The sequence below is a fragment of the Streptosporangium sp. NPDC049376 genome (assembly GCF_044466505.1).
Classification (GTDB): Bacteria; Actinomycetota; Actinomycetes; order Streptosporangiales; family Streptosporangiaceae; genus Streptosporangium.
On record NZ_JBITMT010000006.1, the window covers coordinates 262,709 to 284,707 of the forward strand.

At 72.0% G+C, this 21,999-nt stretch carries 18 protein-coding genes and 2 pseudogenes; 6 read left to right on the forward strand and 14 right to left on the reverse strand.

Features of this window, described 5'->3' with window-relative positions:
• Positions 1 to 52 precede the first annotated feature (52 nt).
• Positions 53 to 1,033 (forward strand): annotated as a pseudogene (locus ACIBVQ_RS19185) (RNA polymerase sigma factor); the annotation flags it as partial.
• Between the two features lie 12 nt (positions 1,034 to 1,045).
• Here the strand turns inward: ACIBVQ_RS19185 and ACIBVQ_RS19190 are convergent.
• From ACIBVQ_RS19190 to ACIBVQ_RS19225, 8 genes are all read right to left on the reverse strand, one after another.
• Positions 1,046 to 2,284, reverse strand: coding sequence for a cytochrome P450 (locus ACIBVQ_RS19190; RefSeq protein ID WP_399178872.1), 1,239 nt, complete (start codon positions 2,282 to 2,284; stop codon positions 1,046 to 1,048).
• A 62-nt stretch (positions 2,285 to 2,346) separates the two neighbouring features.
• A complete protein-coding gene (locus tag ACIBVQ_RS19195; protein ID WP_352012653.1) occupies positions 2,347 to 3,741 on the reverse strand; it encodes an FAD-dependent oxidoreductase in 1,395 nt (464 codons plus the stop codon).
• A complete protein-coding gene (locus ACIBVQ_RS19200) occupies positions 3,731 to 3,961 on the reverse strand; it encodes a ferredoxin (protein ID WP_352012654.1) in 231 nt (76 codons plus the stop codon). Before ACIBVQ_RS19200 ends, ACIBVQ_RS19195 begins: the two co-directional genes overlap by 11 nt.
• Positions 3,962 to 4,127: 166 nt before the next feature.
• Positions 4,128 to 5,249, reverse strand: coding sequence for a serine hydrolase domain-containing protein (locus tag ACIBVQ_RS19205; RefSeq protein WP_399178875.1), 1,122 nt, complete (start codon positions 5,247 to 5,249; stop codon positions 4,128 to 4,130).
• Positions 5,249 to 6,637 carry an amino acid permease gene (locus ACIBVQ_RS19210; RefSeq protein WP_399178877.1) on the reverse strand — a complete coding sequence of 463 codons (1,389 nt, stop codon included), beginning with the start codon at positions 6,635 to 6,637 and terminating at the stop codon, positions 5,249 to 5,251. The genes ACIBVQ_RS19205 and ACIBVQ_RS19210 overlap by 1 nt, the downstream gene beginning before the upstream one ends.
• A 300-nt stretch (positions 6,638 to 6,937) precedes the next feature.
• Positions 6,938 to 7,807 (reverse strand): enoyl-CoA hydratase/isomerase family protein, encoded by an 870-nt coding sequence (locus ACIBVQ_RS19215; RefSeq protein WP_399178878.1) that lies wholly within the window; start codon positions 7,805 to 7,807, stop codon positions 6,938 to 6,940.
• A complete protein-coding gene (locus ACIBVQ_RS19220; RefSeq protein WP_399178880.1) occupies positions 7,804 to 9,318 on the reverse strand; it encodes an AMP-binding protein in 1,515 nt (504 codons plus the stop codon). Before ACIBVQ_RS19220 ends, ACIBVQ_RS19215 begins: the two co-directional genes overlap by 4 nt.
• Positions 9,315 to 9,974 (reverse strand): TetR/AcrR family transcriptional regulator, encoded by a 660-nt coding sequence (locus tag ACIBVQ_RS19225; RefSeq protein ID WP_386189056.1) that lies wholly within the window; start codon positions 9,972 to 9,974, stop codon positions 9,315 to 9,317. Before ACIBVQ_RS19225 ends, ACIBVQ_RS19220 begins: the two co-directional genes overlap by 4 nt.
• Positions 9,975 to 10,065: 91 nt before the next feature.
• On the opposite strand from ACIBVQ_RS19225, the pseudogene ACIBVQ_RS19230 reads away from it, so the two are divergent.
• Positions 10,066 to 10,296: pseudogene (locus tag ACIBVQ_RS19230) on the forward strand (response regulator transcription factor); the annotation flags it as partial.
• A 55-nt stretch (positions 10,297 to 10,351) separates the two neighbouring features.
• Here ACIBVQ_RS19230 and ACIBVQ_RS19235 read toward each other — a convergent pair.
• The gene (locus tag ACIBVQ_RS19235; RefSeq protein ID WP_352012660.1) at positions 10,352 to 10,957 is read right to left on the reverse strand and encodes a DUF4142 domain-containing protein; all 606 of its coding nucleotides are present in this window, start codon (positions 10,955 to 10,957) and stop codon (positions 10,352 to 10,354) included.
• Positions 10,958 to 11,510: 553 nt separating this feature from the next.
• Between ACIBVQ_RS19235 and ACIBVQ_RS19240 the strand changes: the two genes are divergently transcribed.
• The 3 genes from ACIBVQ_RS19240 (at position 11,511) to ACIBVQ_RS19250 (ending at position 14,423) form a co-directional block, all read left to right on the forward strand.
• Complete coding sequence (locus tag ACIBVQ_RS19240; protein WP_399178883.1) at positions 11,511 to 12,359, forward strand: protein phosphatase 2C domain-containing protein; 849 nt, start codon at positions 11,511 to 11,513, stop codon at positions 12,357 to 12,359.
• Between the two features lie 105 nt (positions 12,360 to 12,464).
• The gene (locus ACIBVQ_RS19245) at positions 12,465 to 13,526 is read left to right on the forward strand and encodes an LLM class flavin-dependent oxidoreductase (RefSeq protein ID WP_352012662.1); all 1,062 of its coding nucleotides are present in this window, start codon (positions 12,465 to 12,467) and stop codon (positions 13,524 to 13,526) included.
• A gap of 51 nt (positions 13,527 to 13,577) precedes the next feature.
• The gene (locus tag ACIBVQ_RS19250; RefSeq protein ID WP_399178885.1) at positions 13,578 to 14,423 is read left to right on the forward strand and encodes an MBL fold metallo-hydrolase; all 846 of its coding nucleotides are present in this window, start codon (positions 13,578 to 13,580) and stop codon (positions 14,421 to 14,423) included.
• Here the strand turns inward: ACIBVQ_RS19250 and ACIBVQ_RS19255 are convergent.
• A complete protein-coding gene (locus tag ACIBVQ_RS19255) occupies positions 14,357 to 14,764 on the reverse strand; it encodes a hypothetical protein (protein ID WP_352012664.1) in 408 nt (135 codons plus the stop codon). The genes ACIBVQ_RS19250 and ACIBVQ_RS19255 overlap by 67 nt on opposite strands.
• Before the next feature lie 197 nt (positions 14,765 to 14,961).
• Between ACIBVQ_RS19255 and ACIBVQ_RS19260 the strand changes: the two genes are divergently transcribed.
• On the forward strand, positions 14,962 to 16,392 hold the full coding sequence (locus ACIBVQ_RS19260; protein WP_352012665.1) for an amino acid permease: 1,431 nt from the start codon (positions 14,962 to 14,964) through the stop codon (positions 16,390 to 16,392).
• A 5-nt stretch (positions 16,393 to 16,397) separates the two neighbouring features.
• Here the strand turns inward: ACIBVQ_RS19260 and ACIBVQ_RS19265 are convergent, their stop codons facing one another.
• Genes ACIBVQ_RS19265 through ACIBVQ_RS19280 form a run of 4 tightly spaced genes read right to left on the reverse strand, consistent with a single transcriptional unit; the run spans position 16,398 to position 21,887 of the window.
• On the reverse strand, positions 16,398 to 18,242 hold the full coding sequence (locus ACIBVQ_RS19265; protein ID WP_399178888.1) for an FUSC family protein: 1,845 nt from the start codon (positions 18,240 to 18,242) through the stop codon (positions 16,398 to 16,400).
• Positions 18,243 to 18,301: 59 nt separating this feature from the next.
• Positions 18,302 to 20,398, reverse strand: coding sequence for a xanthine dehydrogenase family protein molybdopterin-binding subunit (locus ACIBVQ_RS19270; protein WP_399178890.1), 2,097 nt, complete (start codon positions 20,396 to 20,398; stop codon positions 18,302 to 18,304).
• Positions 20,395 to 21,381 carry an FAD binding domain-containing protein gene (locus ACIBVQ_RS19275; protein ID WP_399178892.1) on the reverse strand — a complete coding sequence of 329 codons (987 nt, stop codon included), beginning with the start codon at positions 21,379 to 21,381 and terminating at the stop codon, positions 20,395 to 20,397. The genes ACIBVQ_RS19270 and ACIBVQ_RS19275 overlap by 4 nt, the downstream gene beginning before the upstream one ends.
• Complete coding sequence (locus ACIBVQ_RS19280) at positions 21,378 to 21,887, reverse strand: 2Fe-2S iron-sulfur cluster-binding protein (protein ID WP_352012714.1); 510 nt, start codon at positions 21,885 to 21,887, stop codon at positions 21,378 to 21,380. Before ACIBVQ_RS19280 ends, ACIBVQ_RS19275 begins: the two co-directional genes overlap by 4 nt.
• Between the last annotated feature and the right edge of the window lie 112 nt (positions 21,888 to 21,999).

A 21,999-nucleotide genomic window follows, 5' to 3' on the forward strand; every position in this document is an offset into this window, starting at 1 on the left:
TGTTTGCCCTGCCGGCTCCATGAAGGATGTGATCGCCGTGACGGCCTCCGCTGAGGAAAACGTGCTGATCTTGGCCGACGACGATGACGAGACGCCCGACGCCCTGGTGACGGTCGCGGGTGCGAGTGTGGACCCGGTCAAGGACTACCTCCGGCAGATCGGCAAGGTTCCCCTGCTCAACGCCGAGCAGGAGGTCGAGCTGGCCAAGCGCATCGAGGCCGGCCTGTTCGCCGAGGAACAGCTAGAGGTCGAGGGCGACCGGCTGCCGGTCGACGTGCGCGCCGAGCTGGAGTGGATCGCCGAGGACGGCCGTCACGCCAAGGACCACCTTCTTGAGGCCAACCTGCGTCTGGTGGTCTCGCTGGCCAAGCGCTACACCGGCCGGGGCATGCTCTTCCTGGACCTGATCCAGGAGGGCAACCTGGGCCTGATCCGCGCGGTGGAGAAGTTCGACTACACCAAGGGGTTCAAGTTCTCCACCTACGCCACGTGGTGGATCAAGCAGGCGATCACCCGGGCGATGGCCGACCAGGCGCGGACGATCCGCATCCCGGTCCACATGGTCGAGGTGATCAACAAGCTGGCCCGGGTGCACCGGCAGATGATGTCCGACCTGGGCCGTGAGCCGACCTCGGAGGAGCTGGCCCGCGAGCTGGAGATGACCCCGGAGAAGGTCGTCGAGGTCCAGCGGTACGGCCGGGAGCCGATCTCCCTGCACAGCCCGCTCGGCACGGAGGGCGACAGCGAGTTCGGCGACCTCATCGAGGACTCCGAGGCGATCACCCCCGACGAGGCGGTGGCGTTCGGGCTGCTGCAGGAGCAGCTGCACGCCGTCCTCGACACCCTGTCCGAGCGTGAGGCCGGGGTGATGGCCCTGCGGTTCGGGCTGACCGACGGCCAGCCGAAGACGCTGGACGAGATCGGCAAGGTCTACGGGGTCACCCGGGAGCGCATCCGCCAGATCGAGTCCAAGACCATGTCCAAGCTGCGTCACCCGTCCAGGTCCCAGGCGCTGCGCGACTACCTGAGCTGACGGCCGTCCGGCCTACCCCGTCAGGCCGTCGAAGGCGACCCTGAGGTGGCGGGGGCCGCGCAGGACCGGATTCCGCCGGTAGGGCGGCGGGTCTTCGGCGAGCCCGGGGTCGCTGAGCCTGCGGGCCAGCTGGGTCAGCGCGATCTGCGCCTCAAGGCGGGCCAGCGGCGCGCCGAAGCAGTAGTGGACTCCACTGCCGAAGCCGAAGTGCTGGTTGTCCGCCCGTTCCGGGTCGAACCTGTCGGGCTCGTCGAAACGCCTGGGGTCGCGGCTTCCCGAGGCCAGTACGAGCCAGATCGGCGCCCCCTTCGGGATGACGGTCCCGGCGACCTCGATGTCGGCCAGGGCGGTGCGCTGCGGCAGGAACTGCACCGGCGGCTCGAAGCGCAGCAGCTCCTCGACCAGCGGTACGGCCAGCTCCGGCTCCTTGCTGAGCCTGGCCAGGGCCTCGGGGTGGCGCAGCAGGGTGAGCATCCCGTTGGTGATGAGGTTGACGGTGGTCTCGTGGCCCGCGATGAACAGCAGGACGGCCGTTGTGATCATCTCGATCGGTGTCAGGCGTCCCTGCGGGTCCTGCGCGGTGACCATGGCCGACAGCAGGTCGTCGCCGGGTGTACGGCGGTGCTCCTCGGCGAGCCCGGCGAGATAGCGGCCCAGCTCGACCCGGGCCTGCTGGGCGGTGAGCTGCCGCTGCGCGGGGTCCTCGGACGAACTCGGGTCGATGCCCGCGACGATCCTCTCCGCCCAGACGTGGAAGCGCGCCTCGTCCTCGTGGGGCACACCGAGGAGCCTGCAGATCACCATCACGGGGAAGGGGTAGGCGAAGTCGTCGACCAGGTCCGCCTCCCGCCTGTCCCCCAGGTCGTCGATCAGGCCGGTGACCATCCGGCTGAGCTCCCCGCGCATGTCGTGGATCCGCCGGGGGGTGTGCGGCGGCCCGAACGGCCGCATCGCCAGCCGCCGCAACCGGTCGTGCTCGGGCGGGTCGAGCCTGATGAAGCTGGGCGGCAGGTCCGTGTCCTCCTCTGCGTCGGGCGGCAGGCCGCCCGCCGCGCCCGGCAGCCGGTTACGGATGTCGGAGCTGATCCTCGGGTCGTGCAGCAGGCTGAGGATCTCCCAGTAGGTGCTGACCGCGTACACCCCGTCGTCCTGCCGTGAGACCGGTGTCCTGCGGAGCTCGGCGTACAGCGGGTAGGGGTCGGCGCGGTTGGCGTAGTCGGTGATCTGCCGCAGCAGGGTGCCCTGCGTCATGGCTGCTTCCTCACGGTCCTCACGGTCCTCAGATCCTCGGGCGTCGTCTGGCGCGTCGCCGGTCAGGCGCGGGCCGGGGTGAACTGGAGTCTGCGCTCGCTGGGCGCGTATCCGCTCAGCGTCACGGTCGGGCCGTGGCTCGGCAGGGAGGGGTCGGGGAAGTCGGCGGGGATCGGCCGGATGCCCCCGGCGCGCCTGTCCACGTTGGGGAAGTCGGGCGGGAAGGGCGCCGCCGACTCGATCAGCCTGCGGTAGAAGTCGATCCATCTGGCCTGGTCGAAGGCGACCGCGGCGATGACGCGCCCCTGGAAGCCGTACGTCACGACGAAGCGGTCCTCCTCCAGGGCACCCTGCGTGACGACGATCTCCTCCCCCATGGGCGGGACGCCGATGGACTTGATGTTGACCCCGAACTGGGCGGACCAGAAGGCCGGGACCCACAGGTAGGGGCGGCGGTCGAGCCCTGAGTTGATCATGTTGTGGGCGGCGATCTCGGCCTGCTCGACCGCGTTGCCCCAATGTTCGAGCGAGAGGAACTGGTAGCCGAAGAGCGGGTGGGGTGACCTGGCGACGTCCCCGGCGACGAAGACGTCGTCGGTGACGATGCCGTGGACGTCGAAGGCGCGGCATCCCGCGTCGCAGGCGACGCCCCTCGGCCCGGCGGCCAGCCCCGATCCGGCGAGCCACTCGGTGTTGCGTATCGCGCCGAGCCCGACCACCGCGACGTCGGCGTCGATCGCGCTCCCGTCGGAAAGGTGGGCGCGCCTGAGCCGTCCCGCGGCGTCGCCCTCCAGAGCGGTCACCGTGACGCCGCAGCGCAGGTCCACGCCGTGCTCACGCTGCAGCCGCGCCGCGACCGCGCCCACGACGCCGCCGAGCGCCCCGACGAGGGGGGCGGGGCCGCGCTCGGCGACCGTGACCTCAAGGCCCCTCTCCCGGCAGGCGGAGGCGATCTCCGAGCCGGTGAACCCGGCTCCGACGACCAGCACCCGGCGGGGGCCCGCCGCCAGATGCCGGTTGAGCCCGGCGGCGTCGTCGGCGGTGCGCAGGACGAACACCCCGTCGAGGGCGGCCTCCGTCTCCTTGAACCACGGCCTGGCGCGGGTGCCGGTCGCGATGAGCAGGCGGTCGTACTCGATCTCGTCGCCGTCGGCGAGGCTGACCCGCCGTTCGGCCAGGTTGAGCCCGGTCGCAGCCACGCCGAGCCGCCAGCGGACGTCGAGGTCGCGGGCGCGCGGCAGTGTGGTCGCCTCCGCCGCCGTCCTGCCCAGCAGGACCTGCTTGGACAGGGGCGGCCTGTCGTACGGCTCGCGCGGCTCGTCGCCGATCACGGTCAGCGATCCGGTGAAGCCTCCGGCGCGCAGCGCCTCGGCTCCGTGCAGCCCCGCGAGGGAGGCTCCGACGACGACCACCCGGCCCCGCCGTCTGAGCTCCCGTGCGGCCGTCTCAGCCGACATCGGTCAGCGCTCCCCCTGGCCGTCGCGCGGTGTCCCACTCGACGGTGATGGCCTGCACCGGGCAGGCCGCCGCGGCCCGCAGGACCTGTTCGCGCCGCTCCTCGCCGGGGCCCGGGTCGTACATCAGGGCCTCCTCGCCGTGCATGGAGAAGACGTCCGGCGCCAGGAAGGCGCACTGGGCGTAGCCCTCACAACGGTTGAGATCGACGACAATCCTCACGGAACCCCCCGGCCCCTTCGGCCGTCCCCGTGGCGGGAACGGCCCTTGGGTGATGTCCAGACTAGGGCGGTGACCTGGGAGGACAAGGTCGGCGATTACCGTGTTACGACCCTTTTGCGGGACCTTTGCCGCTTCCCAGGGGGATAGTGGGACTTCATCCTGGTCGTCATCCGCAGCCCGGGACGGACCTGCCGAGGGCCGTGGCGTAGGCGTCGCGCAACAGCGCCGCCAGCGCCCCCTCGTCCTGCGCCTGGTTGACGGTCGCCACGACCGAGATCCGCCGCGCGGGCGCGTAGGCCGCGACGGCGCCCCAGGCTCCGGGGTGGAACCACACGACCTCGTCGCCGGATGTCAGGCGCTGGATGCCGAGGCCGTAGGTGCCCTTGCTCTGCGGGGTCGCGGTCAGCATGGCCCGCAGTGTCGCCGGATCGCGGAAGACCCCGCCCTCGAACAGGGCGCGGAAGAAGGCGGTCAGGTCGGCCGCGGTGGAGACCAGGCCGCCTCCGGCGAAGGTGTCGAAGGTCGGGTTCCAGTTCCTGGTGTCCACGGAGCCGAGGTAGGGGTGCGAGAGCGGCGCCCCGCGATGCCGTTCCCAGTGTTCGAGGTAGGTCCCGCGCAGCCCGAGCGGGTCGAGGAGCAGCGTGCGGTAGGCGCGGTGCAGGGGCAGGCCGCTGACCTTCTCGATGACGTACCCGGCCAGGATGTAGCCGGTGTCGGAGTAGTGGTAGCCCCTGCCCGGCCTGAAGTACGGCCTGCCGTGGGCGAGAGCCCAGTCGACCAGCCGTCCCGGTGTCCACGTCCTGCGGGGATGGGCGGCGACCTCGGCGATCCACCTCTCGTCGGCGGCGTAGTCGTACAGGCCCGCGGTGTGGTCGAGCAGCTCGCGCACGGTGATCCGCGCGCCGTAGGAACGGCCGCCGAGCACGTGCACCCGCCCGACCAGGGAAGGGTCGAGATATTTGCTGATCGGGTCGTCGAGGCGTAGCTTGCCCTGTTCTGCGAGCTTGAGCACGGTCGCGGCGGTGAAGGTCTTGGTGACGCTGGCCGCGCGGAAGGCGTCCGTCGGCCGCAGGTCCCTGCCGCCGAGCCGGAAGGCGCCGGCGGCGCCGGTGTAGGCGACCCCGGGGCCCCGGACGTCAAGGATGACCCCGGGGACCGGTGGCCTGGCCGCCCTGCCGACGAGGCAGGCGAACCCTGCCTCGGCGGCGGCCACGGGACCCGCGGTGAGGAGCAGGAACAGCGCGGTGAGAACGGCGACCACGGCCGAGGTTCTGCCGGGCGGACGCATCAGGGGACCTCCAGTGGATCGGTGACCGGCGGGACCGTACGGCCCAGCCGGGTCCTGACCGTGTACGCCAGCAGCGTCACAGCCAGGATGACGCCGACGCCGAGCACGACGGGCCCGACGCCGGGAGAGACGGAGACGGCCAGCAGGGCCGCGCCGAGCAGGACGAGCACCGTCCAGCTCAGCCAGGGGTGGCCCCACATGCGCACCTGCAGCGTCCCCGGGTCGGTGCGGGCGCGCAGCCGTAGCTGGCTCACCGCGATGAACAGGTAGAGGACCAGCGTGAGCAGGCCGGAGGCGTTCAGCAGGAAGGCGAAGATCTCATCAGGGCTGACCAGGCCCGCGACGGCCACGACCACCAGCGCGAGACCGCTTCCCGCCAGGATCGCCGGGGCGGGCACCCCCGAGGGCCGCACCCTGGCCAGTACGGCGGGCGCGTCCCCGCGCTCGGCCAGGGACATCAGCATTCGCGAGGAGCCGTAGATCCCCGCGTTCAGGATCGACAGCACGGCGACCAGGACGACCGCGGTCATCAGGCCGCTCGCGCCGGGGACGCCGAAAACCTCGATGGCGGTGGCGAAGGGGCTGTCCTCCCCGTTGGCCGGGACCCGGTTCCACGGCACGACCGCGACGATCAGCAGGATCGAGCCGACGTAGAAGACCAGCACCCGCCACACCACCCTGACGGTCGCCCGCGCGACCTCCCTGGCGGGTTCTGCGGACTCCGCGGCGGCGATCGTGACGATCTCCGCGCCGAAGTAGGAGAAGACCACCGTCACCAGCGCGGCCAGCACCGCCGCCCAGCCGTTCGGGGCGAACCCGCCGTGCTCGGTCAGCGCGGACAGGCCCGGCCCGCCGTGCGGCCACAGCCCGGTGAGGTACAGCGCGCCGACGGCCAGGAAGGCGACGACCATGACGACCTTGACCGAGGCCAGCCAGAACTCGGTCTCGCCGAACACCCGCACCGAGACCAGGTTCGCCACGGTGAGAACGGCCAGCAGCGCCGGGGCGCCCAGCCACACCGGCAGGCCGGGGACGATGCCGGAGGCCAGCCTGGCGCCCGCGACGGACTCAAAGGCGATCACCGCGACCGCGAAGTACCAGTAGCCCCAGCCGACGAGGAATCCCGCCCAGCGGCCCAGGGCCAGCTCCGCGTAGCGGGAGAAGGACCCGGTGGTCGGGTGCGCCGCGGCCATCTCGCCGAGCATCCGCATCACCAGGACGACGATCACGCCGCCCACGGCGTAGGCGACGACCGAGGCGGGACCCGCCATGGCGATCACCGAGCCGCTGCTGACGAACAGGCCGGCGCCGATGACGCCGCCTATGCCGATCATTGTCATGTGCCGCCGCCGCAGTCCGCGGCGGAGCGCTGTCTCACCTTGCGCCATCGAGGCTCCTTGGTTTCGTGGCCCCCGAGCGGGTTTTTCCGGCGTCACGGGTCCGGGCGCGCGGTCACGCCAGGGCCGCCTGCGGCCACGGTCGGCGGGCAGGCGGGGTGCGAAGGGACGGGGGATCTCCCGGAACGGTCTGCGGGCTTCACGGCCGTTCCGGGAACGGCGCGGCCGGTTCGGGGTTCCTCCGCGCCGGCGCGGCCGTTCCGGGTGAGCGTGGCCGGTCCGGGCCGGCGCGGTCGTGCCGGAGTGACACGGCCGTTCAGAGCGGGTGTGGTGGAAGGGGCGGCGGCCGGTTCAGTCGCCGTGGAACTCGGGGCCGCGCCCGTCACCGAAGGCGTGCAGCCCCTCGGCGAGGTCGGCGCTGCGCAGGCAGGCCAGGCAGCCCTCGACCTCCAGGGCGAGCACGCCCTCCAGGTCGAGTTCCCAGGTCCTGCGCAGGTGCCGCCTGATCAGGCCGACCGGCACGGGGGCGGCCGACCCGATGGTCTCGGCCAGCGCGACGGCGGTGGCGAGCAGGTCCTCACCGGGCACGACCCGGCTGACCAGGCCCGCGCCGAGCGCCTCGGCGGCGCCGATCCGCTCTCCCGACAGCAGCAGGTCGGCCGCCCTGCCGTGCCCGACCAGGCGGGGCAGGAAGTACAGCACGCCGTTGGTCGGGTAGAGGCCGCGGCGCACCTCCATGAAGGCGAACTCGGCCTCCTCCGCCGCGATCCGCAGGTCGCTCGCTATCGCCAGCTCCGCGCCCACGCCGACCGCGATGCCGTTCACCGCGGAGATGACGGTCTTCGGGAAGGCGACCAGGCGCCTGGTGACGTCCTGGAAGTCCTCGACGGTCGCGGCCAGGTCCCGCGACGCCGTACGGCTCAGGCGTTCGCGTGTCTCGGTGAGGTCGACGCCCGAGGAGAAGGCGCGTCCGCGCCCGGTCAGGACGACCGCGCGCACCGTCTCGTCCCGCTCCGCCTCGTCCAGGGCCGCGCCGAGCTCGGCGAACGTGCGGTCCCTGAAGGCGTTCAGCACCTCGGGGCGGTCGAAGGTGACCACCAGGGCCGCGCCGTGGCGGGCCGTGACGATGTCTTTGACGGCGTCTCCGACGGTGTCCTCGGCCGTGTCCTCGGCCGTGTCCTCGGCGGTGTTTTCGGCGGTGTTTTCGGCGGTGTCGCTCACACGGCCTCCCCGAGCGCGTCGTACTCGTTCTCCCTGCCTGAGGGCAGCAGGTGTTTGGCGATCCGTTCTGACGGGGTCATGGGGAACTCCTCGACGTACTCCACGAAACGCGGCACCTTGAAACCGGCCAGGCGCCCTCGGACGAACTCCACCAGTTCCCCTGGTGGCACGGGGGTCGCGACCTGGACGAACGCCTTGACCTCCTCGCCCCGCAGGTCGTCCGGGACCGCGACGACCGCCGCGGCCCGGACGCCGGGGTGCCGGGCGAGGACCGCCTCGACCTCGGCGGCGGCGACGTTCTCACCGCCGCGGCGGATCATGTCCTTGCGCCTGCCCACGAGGTGGATGTAACCGCGTTCGTCCCTGCGGCCGAGATCGCCGGTGTACAGCCTGCCGTCGCGGATGCGTTCCGCGGTGGCCTCGGGGTCGTTCCAGTAGCCGAGCATCATCGGGCTGCCGGTGACGACGATCTCACCGTCGATGATCTCGACCTGTTTGCCGGGTACGGGAACCCCCGCGGCCCCGCTGCCGACACAGGCGTCGTCGCCCGCCGGGACCGCCAGGTCGACGCCGGTCTCGGTCATGCCGTACGCCTCCCGCCAGGGCGCCCCCCAGCGTCGTTCGAACGCGGCGTGCAGGTCGGCGACGATGCCCGAGCACAGGACGAGCCTGACCCGGTGCGCGTGGTCCAGCGGGTCCTCCGGCTGCCGGTACAGGTAGACCGGCATGGTGCCGAGCAGGTAGAAGAACGTGGCGCCCTCCTCACGCGCGGAGCGCCAGAACGTCGAGGCGGAGAACCTCGGCAGGATCACCAGCGGGATGCCCTTCATCAGGCACAGCACGGTGTTCCACTGCGGGTCCATGTAGGAGAAGGGCTGGGCGGTCAGGTCGACGTCGTCCTCACCGGCCCCGACGATGCCCGCCGCCAGCTCCGCCAGGCGCAGCCAGTAGCCGTGGGTGAGCATGCACCCCTTGGGGAACCCCGTCGTGCCCGAGGTGTACTGGAGGTTCGCCAGGTCCTCGGGGCCGACCTGCGGAGGTTCGAGGTACGGCGAGGCGGCGTCGGCCTCCGCTCCCGCGTCGAAGGCGCCGGGGACCGGTTGCCCGAAGGGCCCCGCGCTGGCCGGGTCGAGCAGCCCGACCTGCCCGACCCGGGTGCCGAGCAGCGCCCGCGCGGCCTGTGCCGTACCGGCGAGGGCGAGCACGGCGCCCGAGTCGGCGATCACGTGGGCGAGGTCGTCGCTCCGGTAGCCGGCGTTGACCGGGACGGTGACCGCGCCGAGCTTGCCCACGGCCAGCCAGGCGACGGGGAAGCCGACGCCGTTGGGCAGCATGACGGCCACCCGGTCGCCGCGGCGCACCCCGTGGGCCCGCAGCACGGCCGCCAGCCGGTTGGTCCGCTCCTCGACCTGTGCGACGGTGGTGGTGACGCCGCCGAAGCGGAACAGCGGCCGTCGCCCGTCGGTCGCGGCCCGCCTCCTGAGCAGGTCGCCGAGGCTGGTGGCGCTCACCGGGCTTCCCCGGGGGCGCTCGCGCGGGTGGCCAGGTCGAACATGTCGGCCAGCTCGGCGGCGCACCCGGCGAGGTCCACGGCCGCCTCGTCGAAGACCCACTGCAGCATGACGCCGTCGATGGCGCCCTGAACGGTCGAGGCGAGCGTGCGGGGGGTGAAGTCCCGGAAGTCGCCGTCCTGCTGTCCTCTGCGCAGGATCCCCTCGATGTGCCTGCGGCAGGGGTCGTAGGCGGTGGCGTTGAAGGCGCGTTTCGCCTCCGCCGTCCCGAAACTTCCCCAGATGTCGACCATGGCGACGAAGTTCTCGCGATGGTCGGCCATGAAGGCGAAGCTCGCCTCGATGTAGGCGCGGAGCCTGGCCGGGCCGCCGGTCTCCCGTTCGACCCTGGACCTGATGAACCGGTTCGACTCCGCCAGCAGGGAGGTGACGATCTCCTCGATCAGCTCGTCCCTGCCGTCGAAGTGGTAGGAGATCACGCTCTTGCTGATCCCCACCTCGTCGGCGATCCGGGCCAGCGACGCCTGGGCGAGCCCCGCGCTGGCGATCGTCGTGATCGCGCCGCCCACGATCTGACGCCTGCGCGTCTCCTCGATGAACGTGGACTTCTTCCTGCCCGGTGTTTTCCGGCCATCCGGCGTAATTTTCGACCGCATGGCCTACATTTAGGCCGTACGGCCGCAAACCCGCAAGGGGCCTGCGCCAACTCTCCGGTTTTCCCTACCTCCAGGAAGACGGTGTGCCATGGATGACCTTCCCCCGCTCCGCCCCCGCGAGAGGGAGGTGCTCGCGCTGATGGCGCAGGGCTGCTCGAACGCCGAGGTCGCGGCGCGGCTGCACCTGTCGGCCGCGGCCGTGGAGAAACACGTCTCCGGTGTGTTCACCAAGCTGGGCCTGCCGCCGACCGCGAGCGGGAACCGCCGCGTCCTGGCGGTCCTGCGTTATCTGGGCCATCAGGGCCTTTCCGGAAACCCCTGACCCGGCCGGAGCCGGGTCAGGGGTGTCTCCGTACCGCGCCGTCTCCCAGGCGGGCCTATTCGTGCGGGAGGATGCTGCCGGTCGGGGTGCTCCGCGGCGCGGGGGACCCGCCCCCACCGCCACCGCCGCCGTTGCCGCCCCCGCCGCCGCCGTTGCCCCTGGCCTGCTGCAACATCTCCAGGTGGGCCTGCACGACGGGCTTGGCCTCCGAGGCGACCTTCTTGACCGCGGCGGAGGAGCCGTCCCTCAGCTCGGTGTTGATGACCGTGAGGGTCTGGCGGTGCCCGGCGATCTGCGCCCTGATCCAGGCGTTGTTGAAGGCCGCGCCGTTCAGGTTCGACAGCTTGTCGAGTGTGGCGCGCTGCTTGGGCGCGGGCTGTTCGGGAAGCGTGACGCCCGCCCGTTGCGCCTCCCGTTTGACGGCCGCGTCCAGTTTGAGGTGGTCGGCCACGATCTTCTTGGCGATGTTCTGCACGGCCTGGTTGCTCGACTTCTTCTCGGCGAGCCTGCCCGCCTCGATCTCGGTCAGGTTCGACCGGTGGGCCTGAGCCAGGAAGGTCTTGTCCTGTTCGTTGAGGCTGGGCTGGGCGAGGACTCTGGTGGCACCGCCACCGAGTACGACGGCCACGGTGGCCAGCAGCACGATGATCCTTCTCATCATTGAAACCCCCGCGGATCACTCCTTAGGAATATTTAGGATCTCCTCCCCATATGCACCGATATTCACCGAGATATCAGCATTAATCAGCAAATGAAGTCCAAAGTTCCGCGGAGGACCCCGGCGAGCCGAGCCGTACGGATCGCACGGGTGAGTGTCCCGCTGAGCGGGCCGTCCCGTCCCGGACCGGCCGTTCCCACCGCCGGGCACGAGCCGTACGGCGAGCGCCCCCGGCCATGTCACAGTGGTGACTGTTTTTGGGCCTGCGGTAAACCCCCGCACGCCCTGCCACGTCGGTTTGACATGCGCACCACAAGCCGGATTAGCAAGCCCAATTCCCGATATCAAATGATTTGCCAGGGTTTAGGGTAATTTCGGGATTCCCGGCCGGGAGCTCCAACGACCGAGAGGACGCCGGCCCTTCGTGACGGAGCCCGCACGGGCCGTCCGCCCCGACCGGCGTGCGATCGATCGTCCCGACCAGACCAGATCAGGAGGGTTCCCCTCCCATGCCCGCGGACGCGGTCTGACATCGGATCGAACAGAAAGCACGGATGTGAAGCGACTCCAGGCGAAGCCACGATTCGTCCCCGCAGGAAGGGTCCTCGACCCGCTCGTCATCGGCGGGCGGCCGATGGCGCGTCCCGTCACCGGGGCGGTCCCCGACGCGATCGGGAAACGACCGGACAGTGAGCTCGACGGCGCCGACCTGCCGGAGCTGTCCGTCAGGGCGGCCTCGGTCAGGGGGGAGGCCAACCGCCGCGACGGGGCTCCCCGCAGGGACGCGATGGGGCTGTGGCAGATCGACGGCTCCCGGCTGCTCGCGTGCGCCGCGGGAGGACTCGCGGACGCGGAACTGTCCCACGTCGGCGCGGCCGAGGCCTGCGCCTCCGCCCGCCGCAACCTGCTCGGCCTGCTGCGGCACGCCGAGGACGGAGCCCCGGTGGAGGACTTCTTCGCCGCCGTCACCCGTGACCTCGCCGAGCGGGCCGAGCGGACCGGCGTTCCCGCCGCCGCCCTGCGCACCACCCTGCTGGCCGCGATCATCGACACCGCCGAGCACCGCGTCCACGTGGCGCGGATCGGCGACGGCACGGCGTCGCTCCTGCGCGAGGGGCACTGGTCCCCGGTCCTGCCCGCCGGGGACGGCGCGCGGACGCCGGACGCGCTCCCCGGGGACGGCCCTGCCGGGACCGCGATGGCCGATCTCCTGCGGGGCGACATGCTGCTGCTGTGCACCGGCGGCCTGGCCAGGCCGATGGGCGCGGAGGAGATCAGCGAGCAGGTCTCCGCCTGGTGGTCGCAGCCCTCGGTGCCGTCCCTGCCCGAGTTCTTCTGGCAGCTCAGCTTCCGGGACGAGTCCCACGAGGACGACCGCACCGCCGTCTGCGCCTGGAGACGCTGAGTCCCGTCCCCGGTGCCCCCGGTCCGGCGGGGGCACCGGCCTCGGGCGGAAGGACGATCCCGGGCAACCGGAAATACCCTCCGGTTCGTTGGGGTTGCCACTGTCATGGCTGAAGACATCATCCGAGGTGTGGCCCGGGGGGCCGCCGAGGTTCCGCTCTCGATCCTGGAGCTGGCGGTCGTCGGGTCGGGAGTGAGCCCGACCAGGGCGTTGCGGGCGAGCACCGAGCTGGCCAGGAGAGCCGAGGAGTGGGGATACCACCGCATCTGGGTGGCCGAGCACCACGGCATGCCCTCGGTCGCCAGTTCCTCCCCCGCCGTGCTGATCGCCCACCTCGCCGCGGCGACACGGACCATCCGGCTGGGTTCCGGCGGCGTGATGCTGCCCAACCACGCCCCGCTGGTCGTCGCCGAGCAGTTCGGCACCCTGCACGCGCTGCATCCCGGCCGCATCGACCTCGGGCTCGGCAGGGCGCCGGGCACCGACCAGGCGACCGCTCGGGCGCTGCGCAGGAACGGCCCGGACGCCGACGACTTCCCCGAGCAGCTGGCCGAGCTGACCGCCTTCCTCGACGGCTCCTTCCCCGAGGGGCACCCGCTGCGCAAGGTCGTCGCCACCCCCAGGACTCCGGAGTCGGGGCGCCCGCCGATCTGGCTGCTCGGATCGAGCGGCTTCAGCGCCCAGCTCGCGGGCATCCTCGGCCTGCCGTTCGCCTTCGCCCACCACTTCAGCGCGGCCAACACCCTGCCCGCCCTTGAGCTCTACCGTTCCGCCTTCCAGCCCTCCGCGGTGCTGGAGCGGCCGTACGCGATGATCGGGGTCTCCGCCGTCGCCGCGGAGACCTCGGAGCGGGCGCTGAGCCTGGCGCTGCCCGGCGCGCTGTCCATGCTCAGGCTGCGCAGGGGGGCTCCCCAGCCGGTGCCGACGCCCGAGGAGGCGCGGGATCACCCCTACACCCCGGCCGAGCGGGTCTTCGTCGAGGACTACCTGTCCAACGTGGTCCTGGGCGACCCCGGGGAGGTCAGGGAGGGCCTGAACGCGCTGCGCAAGCGTACCGAGGCCGACGAGTTGATGATCACCACGATGGTGCACGACCCCGAGGACAGGATCCGCTCCTACGAACTTCTCGCCCAGGCCTACGACCTGCCCCGCGGACCCGTCGGCTAGCGTCGGCTCAGGAAGTCTTCGGGGAACCGTACGGCTCACGAGGGAGTCACCGTGAACGACCTGCCGATCTGTGTGACCTGTGGTGTTCAGTACGCCGCTCTCAGGGAGAACTGCCCGATCTGTGAGGACGAGCGGCAGTACGTCGGCTGGCAGGGGCAGCGCTGGACGTCGCTGGCCGAGCTGAGCGCGGCCGGCCACAGGGCCGTGGTCGCCGAGGAGGGGCCCGGCGTCGTCGGCCTGGGCACCGACCCGGCGACCGCGATCGGCCAGCGCGCGCTGCTGGTGCGCTCCGCCGGGGGCAACGTGCTGTGGGACATGGTCACCCACTTCGACGATGAGGTCGTCCGGCAGGTCCGCGAACTGGGCGGGATCAAGGCCATCGCGATCAGCCATCCGCACTTCTACGGCTCGATGGTCGAGTGGGCGCACGCCTTCGACGCGCCGGTCTACATCCACGCCAAGGACCGCGCGTGGGTGGCCCGCCCGGACGAGTCGGTCGTGTTCTGGGAGGGCGAGACCCTGGAGATCGGCGACGACCTGACCCTGGTCAACGCGGGCGTGCACTTCGAGGGCGGCCAGGTGCTGCACCGGCGCGAGGGGGCGCACGGCCCGGCGGCGCTGTTCTCCGGCGACATCCTCCAGGTGGTCTCCGACCGGCGCTGGGTCTCGTTCATGTACAGCTACCCGAATCTCATCCCCGAGCGCCCGAGGACGGTCCGCCGCGCCCTGTCGCTGCTTGAGCCCTACGACTTCGAGCGGGTCTACGGCGGCTGGTGGAAGCGGGTCGTGCGCACCGACGGGGCGCGGGCCGTGCGGCGCTCGGCCGAGCGCTACCTGCGGTTCGCCCTCGACGACGCCCCCGGCGACGCCTCAGCCGACGCCCCCGAGGGCGGCTGAGGCTCCTCAGGGTCGTCGACGTCGAGCTCGGGGTGCTCCTCGGGCCAGTCGGCGGGCTCGATCAGACGGCGTACGGCGTCGCCGTCGAAGATCGAGGACAGGACTCCGGCCACCCCCTCCCCCAGGGGCCGCAACGCCTCGACCACGGCCTGGGCGCGGGCGCCCGCCTCCTGCAGCAGCCCCTCGACCAGGGGCGGCAGGGGTGGCGTGGGCAGCGTGAGCCGCGGTCTCGGCGCGGGTTTCTCCGGTGGCGCCCAGCGCATGGAGTCCTCGCTCATGGCGAGCCACTCGTCGACGACTCCGTCGATGGCGTCGAGCACATGATCGGGATCGCTCGGCATGGCGTCTCCCCCCGTGTCCGGGATTCGATACCTCGACGCTACCCTGCAAAAACCCCTCCTACCAGCCAATACTCCCCAATCTGACAGAACACCTCTCATGGAGTAAGCATCACGAAAAAGGGGTAAGACCCGGACGTGGCGGGCCAGATCGGGTCGTCCGCCGCAGTCGTCGTGAGTCGTCGTGCGAGGGGAGCGCCATGGCCAGACTGCGGACGGGAACCGGCCTTCTGCGCCGCAAGCCCATCGAGCACATCGAGGAACCCGAGGGTGGAAGAACCGAACAGCTCACCCGCGTGCTGGGACTCTGGCAGCTCACCGCCATCGGAGTCGGCGGCATCATCGGCGCGGGCATCTTCACCCTGGCGGGCGCCGTCGCCAACGGCATCGCCGGACCGGCCGTCGTCGTCTCCTTCCTGATCGCCGGAATCGCCAGCGCGGCGGCGGCCTTCTCCTACGCCGAGTTCGCCGGGCTGATCCCCAAGGCCGGATCGGCCTACACCTACGGCTACGCGGTGCTCGGCGAGATCGCGGGCTGGTTCATCGGCTGGGACCTGCTGCTTGAGTACACCGCGATCGTCGCGGTCGTCGCCATCGGCATCTCGGGCTACTTCTCCTTCCTGCTCGGCGACCTGGGCGTGAACCTGCCCTCGTGGATGCTCGGCGCGCCGGGGACGGGCGCGGGGCACCGGGTCGACCTGTTCGCCGCCCTGCTGTGCCTGCTGATCGCCTACCTGCTGAACCTCGGCATGCGCAACGCGGCCAGGTTCGAGATGGCGGTCGTCGGCCTGAAGGTCGCCGTGGTGCTGCTGGTCATCGTGGTCGGCCTCTTCCACATCAACACCTCGAACTACACCCCCTTCTTCCCCTACGGCATCGGCGGCGCGTTCACCGGCGCGGCCACGGTGTTCTTCGCCGTCTTCGGCTACGACGCCATGAGCACGGCCGCCGAGGAGTCCAAGGACGCCCAGCGCCACATGCCCAAGGCGATCATCTACTCGCTGGGCGTCTCGATGGTGCTGTACGTGCTGGCCTGCCTGGTGCTGACGGGCATGCAGCACTACACCGAGATCGACAAGGAGAGCGGGTTCTCCACGGCGTTCAAGGCGGTCGGCCTGCGGGGCCTGGCCGACGTGATCGCGGTCGGCGCGATCGTCGGCATCCTGACCGTCATGTTCACCTTCATGCTCGGCGTCAGCCGCGTGTGGTTCTCGATGAGCCGTGACGGGCTGCTGCCCAGGTGGTTCGCCAAGACGCACCCCACCCGGCACGTGCCGACCCGGGTGACGTGGATCGTCGGCGTCATCTCCGCGCTCATCGCCGGGTTCCTGCCCATCGTCGAGGCGGCCGAGCTGACCAACATCGGCATCCTGCTGGCCTTCGTCGTGGTGTGCGCCTCGGTGATCGTCCTGCGCTACCGGCGGCCCGACCTGCCCAGGACCTTCCGCTGCCCGGGGATGCCCGTCGTCCCGGCGATCGGCATCCTCTTCTCACTCTGGCTGATCACCTTCCTGCAGTGGCAGACATGGGTCCGCTTCGCGGTGTGGTTCGCGATCGGCCTGGTCGTGTACTTCGCCTACTCCTACCGGCACTCCGCCCTGGCCTCAGAGGAGCGCGCCGGGGAGGGCTAGCCGGGTCAGCAGGTGTGGTGCCCGGAGACGGTGTCGCCCAGGCCGCGCACCGCGGCGTTCACCCGTTCCAGCGCGTCCTCCCGCGCGAGTTCCGGCCGTCCCGGCGAGGTGCCCGCGCGCACGTCCCGCGCGATCCCCTCAAGTGAGGCGACCGCCGCCCCGACCGCGCCGGCCGACGGCCGCGGGGCGCCGTGCTCGGTCCTGGCGACGGTCGCGGCGGTCGCGTCGGCCACCCGTTCGAGGGCGGTCATCGCGGGCATCCACGTGGTGACGCGCCTGCTGACCACGGCCGGTTCCGTCATCGCCCGCTGGAAGACGGTGCGCAGGTCGGCCAGGGCGTCGTAGACGCGGTGGCGCAGCGCCGCCCTGCCGGTGTGCCCGGGGTCGAAGGCGTGCCGGAGATAGTCGGCGGTCGCCGAGACCGCGTCGGCGAACCTCGGCCCGACCGGCGCCTCCCAGCTCGCGGGCCACGGCAGGTATCCCAGCAGCAGGACGATCAGGCACCCGGCCAGCGTGTCGACCAGCCGGATCTCGGCCAGCCTCGGCCCGCCACGGGTCAGCAGGTCGACCAGCAACAGCACCAGCGGCGCCTGGAAGGCCGACATCAGCCCCCAGTTGCGCTGCATGCCGTACGGCAGGAGCGCGGCGAAGACCGCGACCGGGACCAGGAGCGCGGGGCCGTACGGCACGGCGACGAGCACGACGGTGCCGATCACCGTGCCGGCGAGAGTGCCGAGGGCTCGCTGCACGGCGCGGGCGAAGACCGAGCCGAAGTCGGGTTTGAGCACCAGCGCGACGGTCAGCGTCGTCCAGTAGGACCGTTCGACCAGGTGTAGTTCGCTCAACGCGCTCGCGACCCCCACGCACAGCGCGAGCCTGACGGTGTAGACGCGGGTCAGCCGGCCCGACCACACCCGTTCCCAGGCCTGTCTGAGGCGCTCACCCCGGTCCCGCCACTCGTACGGCGGGCCGTCGGCGGGCGGGTCCCCGCCGGACAGCAGTTCGACGGCCCCTTCGAGGGCCGAGCCGAGGGCGCGGGTCGCGGGCGAGTCCGGCCCCTCCCGCGGCGTCCTCGCCGGGAGTGGCCCTCCGGCGAGCGCGTCCGCGACGCCCTCGACGGCCGCCTTCGTGCCCTCCGGCGGGTCGCGCCCCTCCAGGTCGAGGGAGATCAGGGCGTTGCGGACCAGCGAGGCCTGGTTCAGCAGGGCGACCGCGCGGGTGCGCCACGGGTCGGTCCCCGCCGACGCGGAACGGGCGCCGAACACGGTGTCGTAGGCGTTCCTGAGGGCGGTGTCGAAGGCGACGACGGTACCGGCGTCACGCCCGGCGGCCAGGGCGCCGAGCGCCCGGTAGGCCGCGATCACCGCCGCCTCCTCCGGCGCCCTCGGGTGCAGCGGCCAGTCGGCCAGCGCGAGCGCCAGCGCCCACGCCGAGCCGAGCAGGAACAGCAGCGTGCCCGCCCCCGGCGGTCCCAGCGGGACGCCGGTGCCGAGCACGGTCATCACGAGGAGCTGGAGCCCGGCGCTCGACCCGGCGGCGCCGGTGGTGCTGACCAGCGCGGACAGCACCGCGACCGCGACGGTGACCAGCACCGCCCACCAGCCGGTCTCCCTGGCCGCGGCCCCGACCAGGAAGCCCGCCGCGCCGCCGAGCGCGGTGGCGCCCATCCTGACGACCCTGGCCCGGTAGGAGCCGCCCTGGTCGGCCAGGGCGGTGCCCATGGCCCCCATGGCGGGCAGCAGCCCCAGGGCGATGCGCCCCATGGCGAGTCCCGCCAGCAGTGGGGCGACCACGGCCAGCGCCGTGCGCAGCATCGGCCACGGGCGGGGCGCCGCGGGCCTGATCCGCACCGTCTCGACGAGCCAGCCGGGCGCCGCGTCCGCGAGCCTGCCCGCGGTGTGCCTGAAGATCAGCGCACGAGCCTGTCGATGCGGATCGGCAGGTCGCGGACGCGGACCCCGGTCGCGTGGTGGACGGCGTTGGCCACGGCGGCGGCGGTGCCGACGATGCCGATCTCGCCGATGCCCTTGGTCCCCATCGGGTTGAGGTGCGGATCGTCCTCCTCGATCCAGACGGCCTCGACGTCGCGGACGTCGGCGCAGGCGGCCACGTGGTACTGGGCGAGGTCGTGGTTGAGGTAGTCGCCGAACTCACGGTCCATGACGCTCTCCTCCAACAGCGCCATCGACATGCCCATGGTCATGCCGCCGACGAACTGCGAACGGGCGGTCTTGGGGTTGACGATCCGGCCCGCGGCGAACACCCCGAGCAGCCGCAGCACCCGTGTCTCCCCTGTCGCGGGGTCCACCCCGACCTCGGCGAACTGGGCGCCGAAGGCGTGCTGCGCGAAACGCCGTTCCCCTCCGATCTCCCGCGCGGTGTCGGCGGAGACCTCGACGCCGTCCGGGGGCACCTGGCCGTCCCGCTCCCGCAGCGCCCCGGTGAGCGCCTCGCAGGCCCTGACCACGGCCGTGCCCCAGGAGGCGGTGCCCATCGAGCCGCCCGCGAGTGAGGCGTCGGGCAGCGCGCTGTCGCCGATCTCCACGCGGACCAGGCCGGGCGGGACGCCCAGCGTGTCGGCGGCGATCTGGGTCAGCGCGGTCCTGGCGCCGGTGCCGATGTCCATCGCGGCGATCCGTACGGTGAACGTGCCGTCGGCCAGGGCCGTCGCGCTCGCCTTCGAGGGGCGGCGGTAGACCGGGTAGGTGGAGGCCGCGACGCCGGTGCCGACCAGCAGGCCGTCCCTGAGCCTGACGCCGGGGGCCGGGTCGCGATCCGCCCAGCCGAACCTGCGCGCCCCCTCGCGCATGCAGGCGACCAGGTTGCGGGAGCTGAAGGGCAGACCGCTCTCCGGGTCGGTCTCCGGCTCGTTGCGGACGCGCAGTTCGATCGGGTCGATCCCGCAGGCGAAGGCCAGTTCGTCCAGCGCCGACTCCAGGGCGAACATGCCGGGCGCCTCGCCCGGGGCGCGCATCCAGGAGGGCGTGGGCACATCCAGCCTGACCAGCCGGTGGGTGGTGCGCCGGTTGGGGGCGGCGTACATCATCCGGGTGGGTGTGGCCGTCTGCTCGGCGAACTCCCTGATCCGTGAGCTCTGCTCGAACACGTCGTGGACGATCACCCCGAGGTGTCCCCGGGCGTCGGCGCCGAGCCGTATCCGCTGGATGGTCGGGGTGCGGTAGCCGATCACCGAGAACATCTGGCTGCGGGTCACCGCGAGTTTGACGGGCCGCCCGGCGTGTTTGGCGGCCAGCGCGGCGAGCACGACCGGCGACAGCGGCGTGCCCTTCGACCCGAAACCGCCTCCCACGTGCGGGGAGACGACCCGGACGTTGCCCGGCGGCAGCCCGAACAGCGGCGCGACGATGTCGCGGACCGAGGTCGCCCCCTGGGTCGAGTCGTAGAGGGTCAGCCCGTCGCCGTCCCACACGGCGACGGTGGCGTGCGGCTCCATCGGGTTGTTGTGCTCGGCGGGGGTCGAGTAGACCTCGTCCACCACCACCTCGGCCGCGGCGAGGGCGGCGTCCGGGTCTCCCTGCTCGGTGTCGGCGGGGTAGACCGGGTTGACCCGTTCCGGACGGTACATACCGGGGTGGTCGGCGCGCAGTTCGACGTCGTGCTCCTCGACGTCGTAGTCCACCCGCAGCAGCCTGGCCGCCTCGACGGCGTTCTCCAGCGTCTCGGCGACCACGACCGCAACGTACTGGCCCCGGTAGGCGACCCGGCGCGACTGGAGCACCGAGAGCTCGGCGTTCTCCGCGGGGGCCAGCCTGGGGGCGTTGCCGTACCAGATGGCGGCGATCACGCCGGGAAGCTTGAGGGCGGCGTCGGCGTCGACCGCGCGGACCTCGCCCCTGGCGATGCCCGCCTGCACGGGCGCGGCGTAGACCAGGTCGTCCGGGGCGTACTCGTAGGCGTACTTCGCCCGGCCCGTCACCTTCTCCAGGCCCTCGACCCGGTCGAGGGCCGAACCGACGGAGGAGGTGGGCCTCGCGAGGGTGGTCATGACGCCTCCGCGAGGTCGACGAGGGTGCGGACGAGCACGTTGCGGGCCAGGGGGACCTTGAACGCGTTGCCGGGCAGCGGCCGTGCGGCGGCCAATTCGGCCTCCGCGGCCCTGGTGAACTCGGCCTCCGTCGCAGCCGCGCCGCGCAGCGCGGCCTCGGCCGTCTCGGCCCGCCAGGGCGCGTGGGCGACCCCGCCGAACGCGATCCGGCAGTCGCGCACCGTCCCGTCGGCCACGTCGAGGACGGCGGCGACGGAGACGACCGCGAAGGCGAACGACGCCCTGTCCCTGACCTTGCGGTAGCGCGAGCGGCCGGGGAACGGCAGCGGCGGCACCTCGACGGCGGTTATCAGCTCGCCCTGGCCGAGCACGGTGTCGCGTTCCGGCTCCTCCCCCGGCAGCCGGTGCAGTCCGGGCATCGGCACGGTCCGCGGCCCCTCGGCGCCCTCGACGTGCACGATCGCGCCGAGCGCGGCCAGCGCGACGGCCATGTCCGAGGGGTGGGTGGCCACGCAGTCGTCCGAGTGACCGAGGATCGCCAGGTTGCGGTGCTCTCCCGTCCTGGCCGGGCAGCCGGTGCCGGGCAGGCGTTTGTTGCAGGGTTTGGTGACGTCCTGGAAGTAGGGGCAGCGGGTGCGCTGCATCAGGTTGCCGCCGACGGTCGCCATGTTGCGGATCTGGCCGGAGGCCCCGGCGAGCACCGCCTGGGACAGCAGGGGGTGGCGGCGCCGTACCAGGGGGTCGGCGGCCAGGTCGCTGTTGCGCACGCCCGCGCCGATCAGCAGGGCGCCGTCCCCGGTCTCCTCGATCGTGCCGGAGGCGATCCCGCTGACGTCGACCAGGACGTCGGGGACGGCGACACCGAGCCGCATCAGGTCGACCAGGTTCGTGCCGCCCGCGAGGTACATGGTGTCCGGCCTGCCGGCGGCTGTGGCGACCGCGCTCGGGGCGTCCGGGGCCCTCAGGTAGGAGAAGGGCCTCATCCCGCCACCTCCCCGATGGCCGCGACGATGTTGACGTAGGCGCCACAGCGGCACAGGTTGCCGCTCATGCGCTCGCGGATCTCCTCCTCGTCGAGGTTCACGCCGGAGCCGGTGCCGTCGTCGCGGGTGACCGCGCTCGGCCATCCGGCCGCCGCCTCGGCCAGCACGCCGACCGCGGAGCAGAGCTGGCCCGGGGTGCAGTAGCCGCACTGGAAGGCGTCGTGTTCGACGAACGCCGTCTGCAGCGGGTGGAGCCCGTCGCCGTCCGCCAGCCCCTCCACGGTCACGACCCGCCTGCCGTCCAGGGTCACGGTCAGTGTCAGGCAGGACTTCACCCTCCTGCCGTCGAGCAGTACGGTGCACGCCCCGCACTGCCCGTGGTCGCAGCCCTTCTTCGCGCCGGTCAGCCCGAGCCGCTCGCGGAGCGTGTCCAGGAGTGTCTCCCTGGTGTCCACGGTGATCGGGTGCCGCTCCCGGTTGACCGAGAGCACGAGGTCCGCCGTGATCGGGGAGGGCGCCGGTGCCGGTCCTTCTGATCCCGTGATGTGCGTTTCGCCGTTCACGGGCGCTCTCCTACCCACTCATCCGGTTCCTTACCTCCCGGACGCGTCACGCGCA

Excerpts from the sequence above, each read along its gene's own strand:
- ACIBVQ_RS19190 (WP_399178872.1), bottom strand. The coding sequence starts at position 2,284 with ATGACGCAGGGCACCCTGCTGCGGCAGATCACCGACTACGCCAACCGC.
- ACIBVQ_RS19195 (WP_352012653.1), bottom strand. The coding sequence starts at position 3,741 with ATGTCGGCTGAGACGGCCGCACGGGAGCTCAGACGGCGGGGCCGGGTG.
- ACIBVQ_RS19205 (WP_399178875.1), bottom strand. The coding sequence starts at position 5,249 with ATGCGTCCGCCCGGCAGAACCTCGGCCGTGGTCGCCGTTCTCACCGCG.
- ACIBVQ_RS19210 (WP_399178877.1), bottom strand. The coding sequence starts at position 6,637 with ATGGCGCAAGGTGAGACAGCGCTCCGCCGCGGACTGCGGCGGCGGCAC.
- ACIBVQ_RS19225 (WP_386189056.1), bottom strand. The coding sequence starts at position 9,974 with ATGCGGTCGAAAATTACGCCGGATGGCCGGAAAACACCGGGCAGGAAG.
- ACIBVQ_RS19235 (WP_352012660.1), bottom strand. The coding sequence starts at position 10,957 with ATGATGAGAAGGATCATCGTGCTGCTGGCCACCGTGGCCGTCGTACTC.
- ACIBVQ_RS19245 (WP_352012662.1), top strand. The coding sequence starts at position 12,465 with ATGGCTGAAGACATCATCCGAGGTGTGGCCCGGGGGGCCGCCGAGGTT.
- ACIBVQ_RS19255 (WP_352012664.1), bottom strand. The coding sequence starts at position 14,764 with ATGCCGAGCGATCCCGATCATGTGCTCGACGCCATCGACGGAGTCGTC.
- ACIBVQ_RS19260 (WP_352012665.1), top strand. The coding sequence starts at position 14,962 with ATGGCCAGACTGCGGACGGGAACCGGCCTTCTGCGCCGCAAGCCCATC.
- ACIBVQ_RS19270 (WP_399178890.1), bottom strand. The coding sequence starts at position 20,398 with ATGACCACCCTCGCGAGGCCCACCTCCTCCGTCGGTTCGGCCCTCGAC.
- ACIBVQ_RS19275 (WP_399178892.1), bottom strand. The coding sequence starts at position 21,381 with ATGAGGCCCTTCTCCTACCTGAGGGCCCCGGACGCCCCGAGCGCGGTC.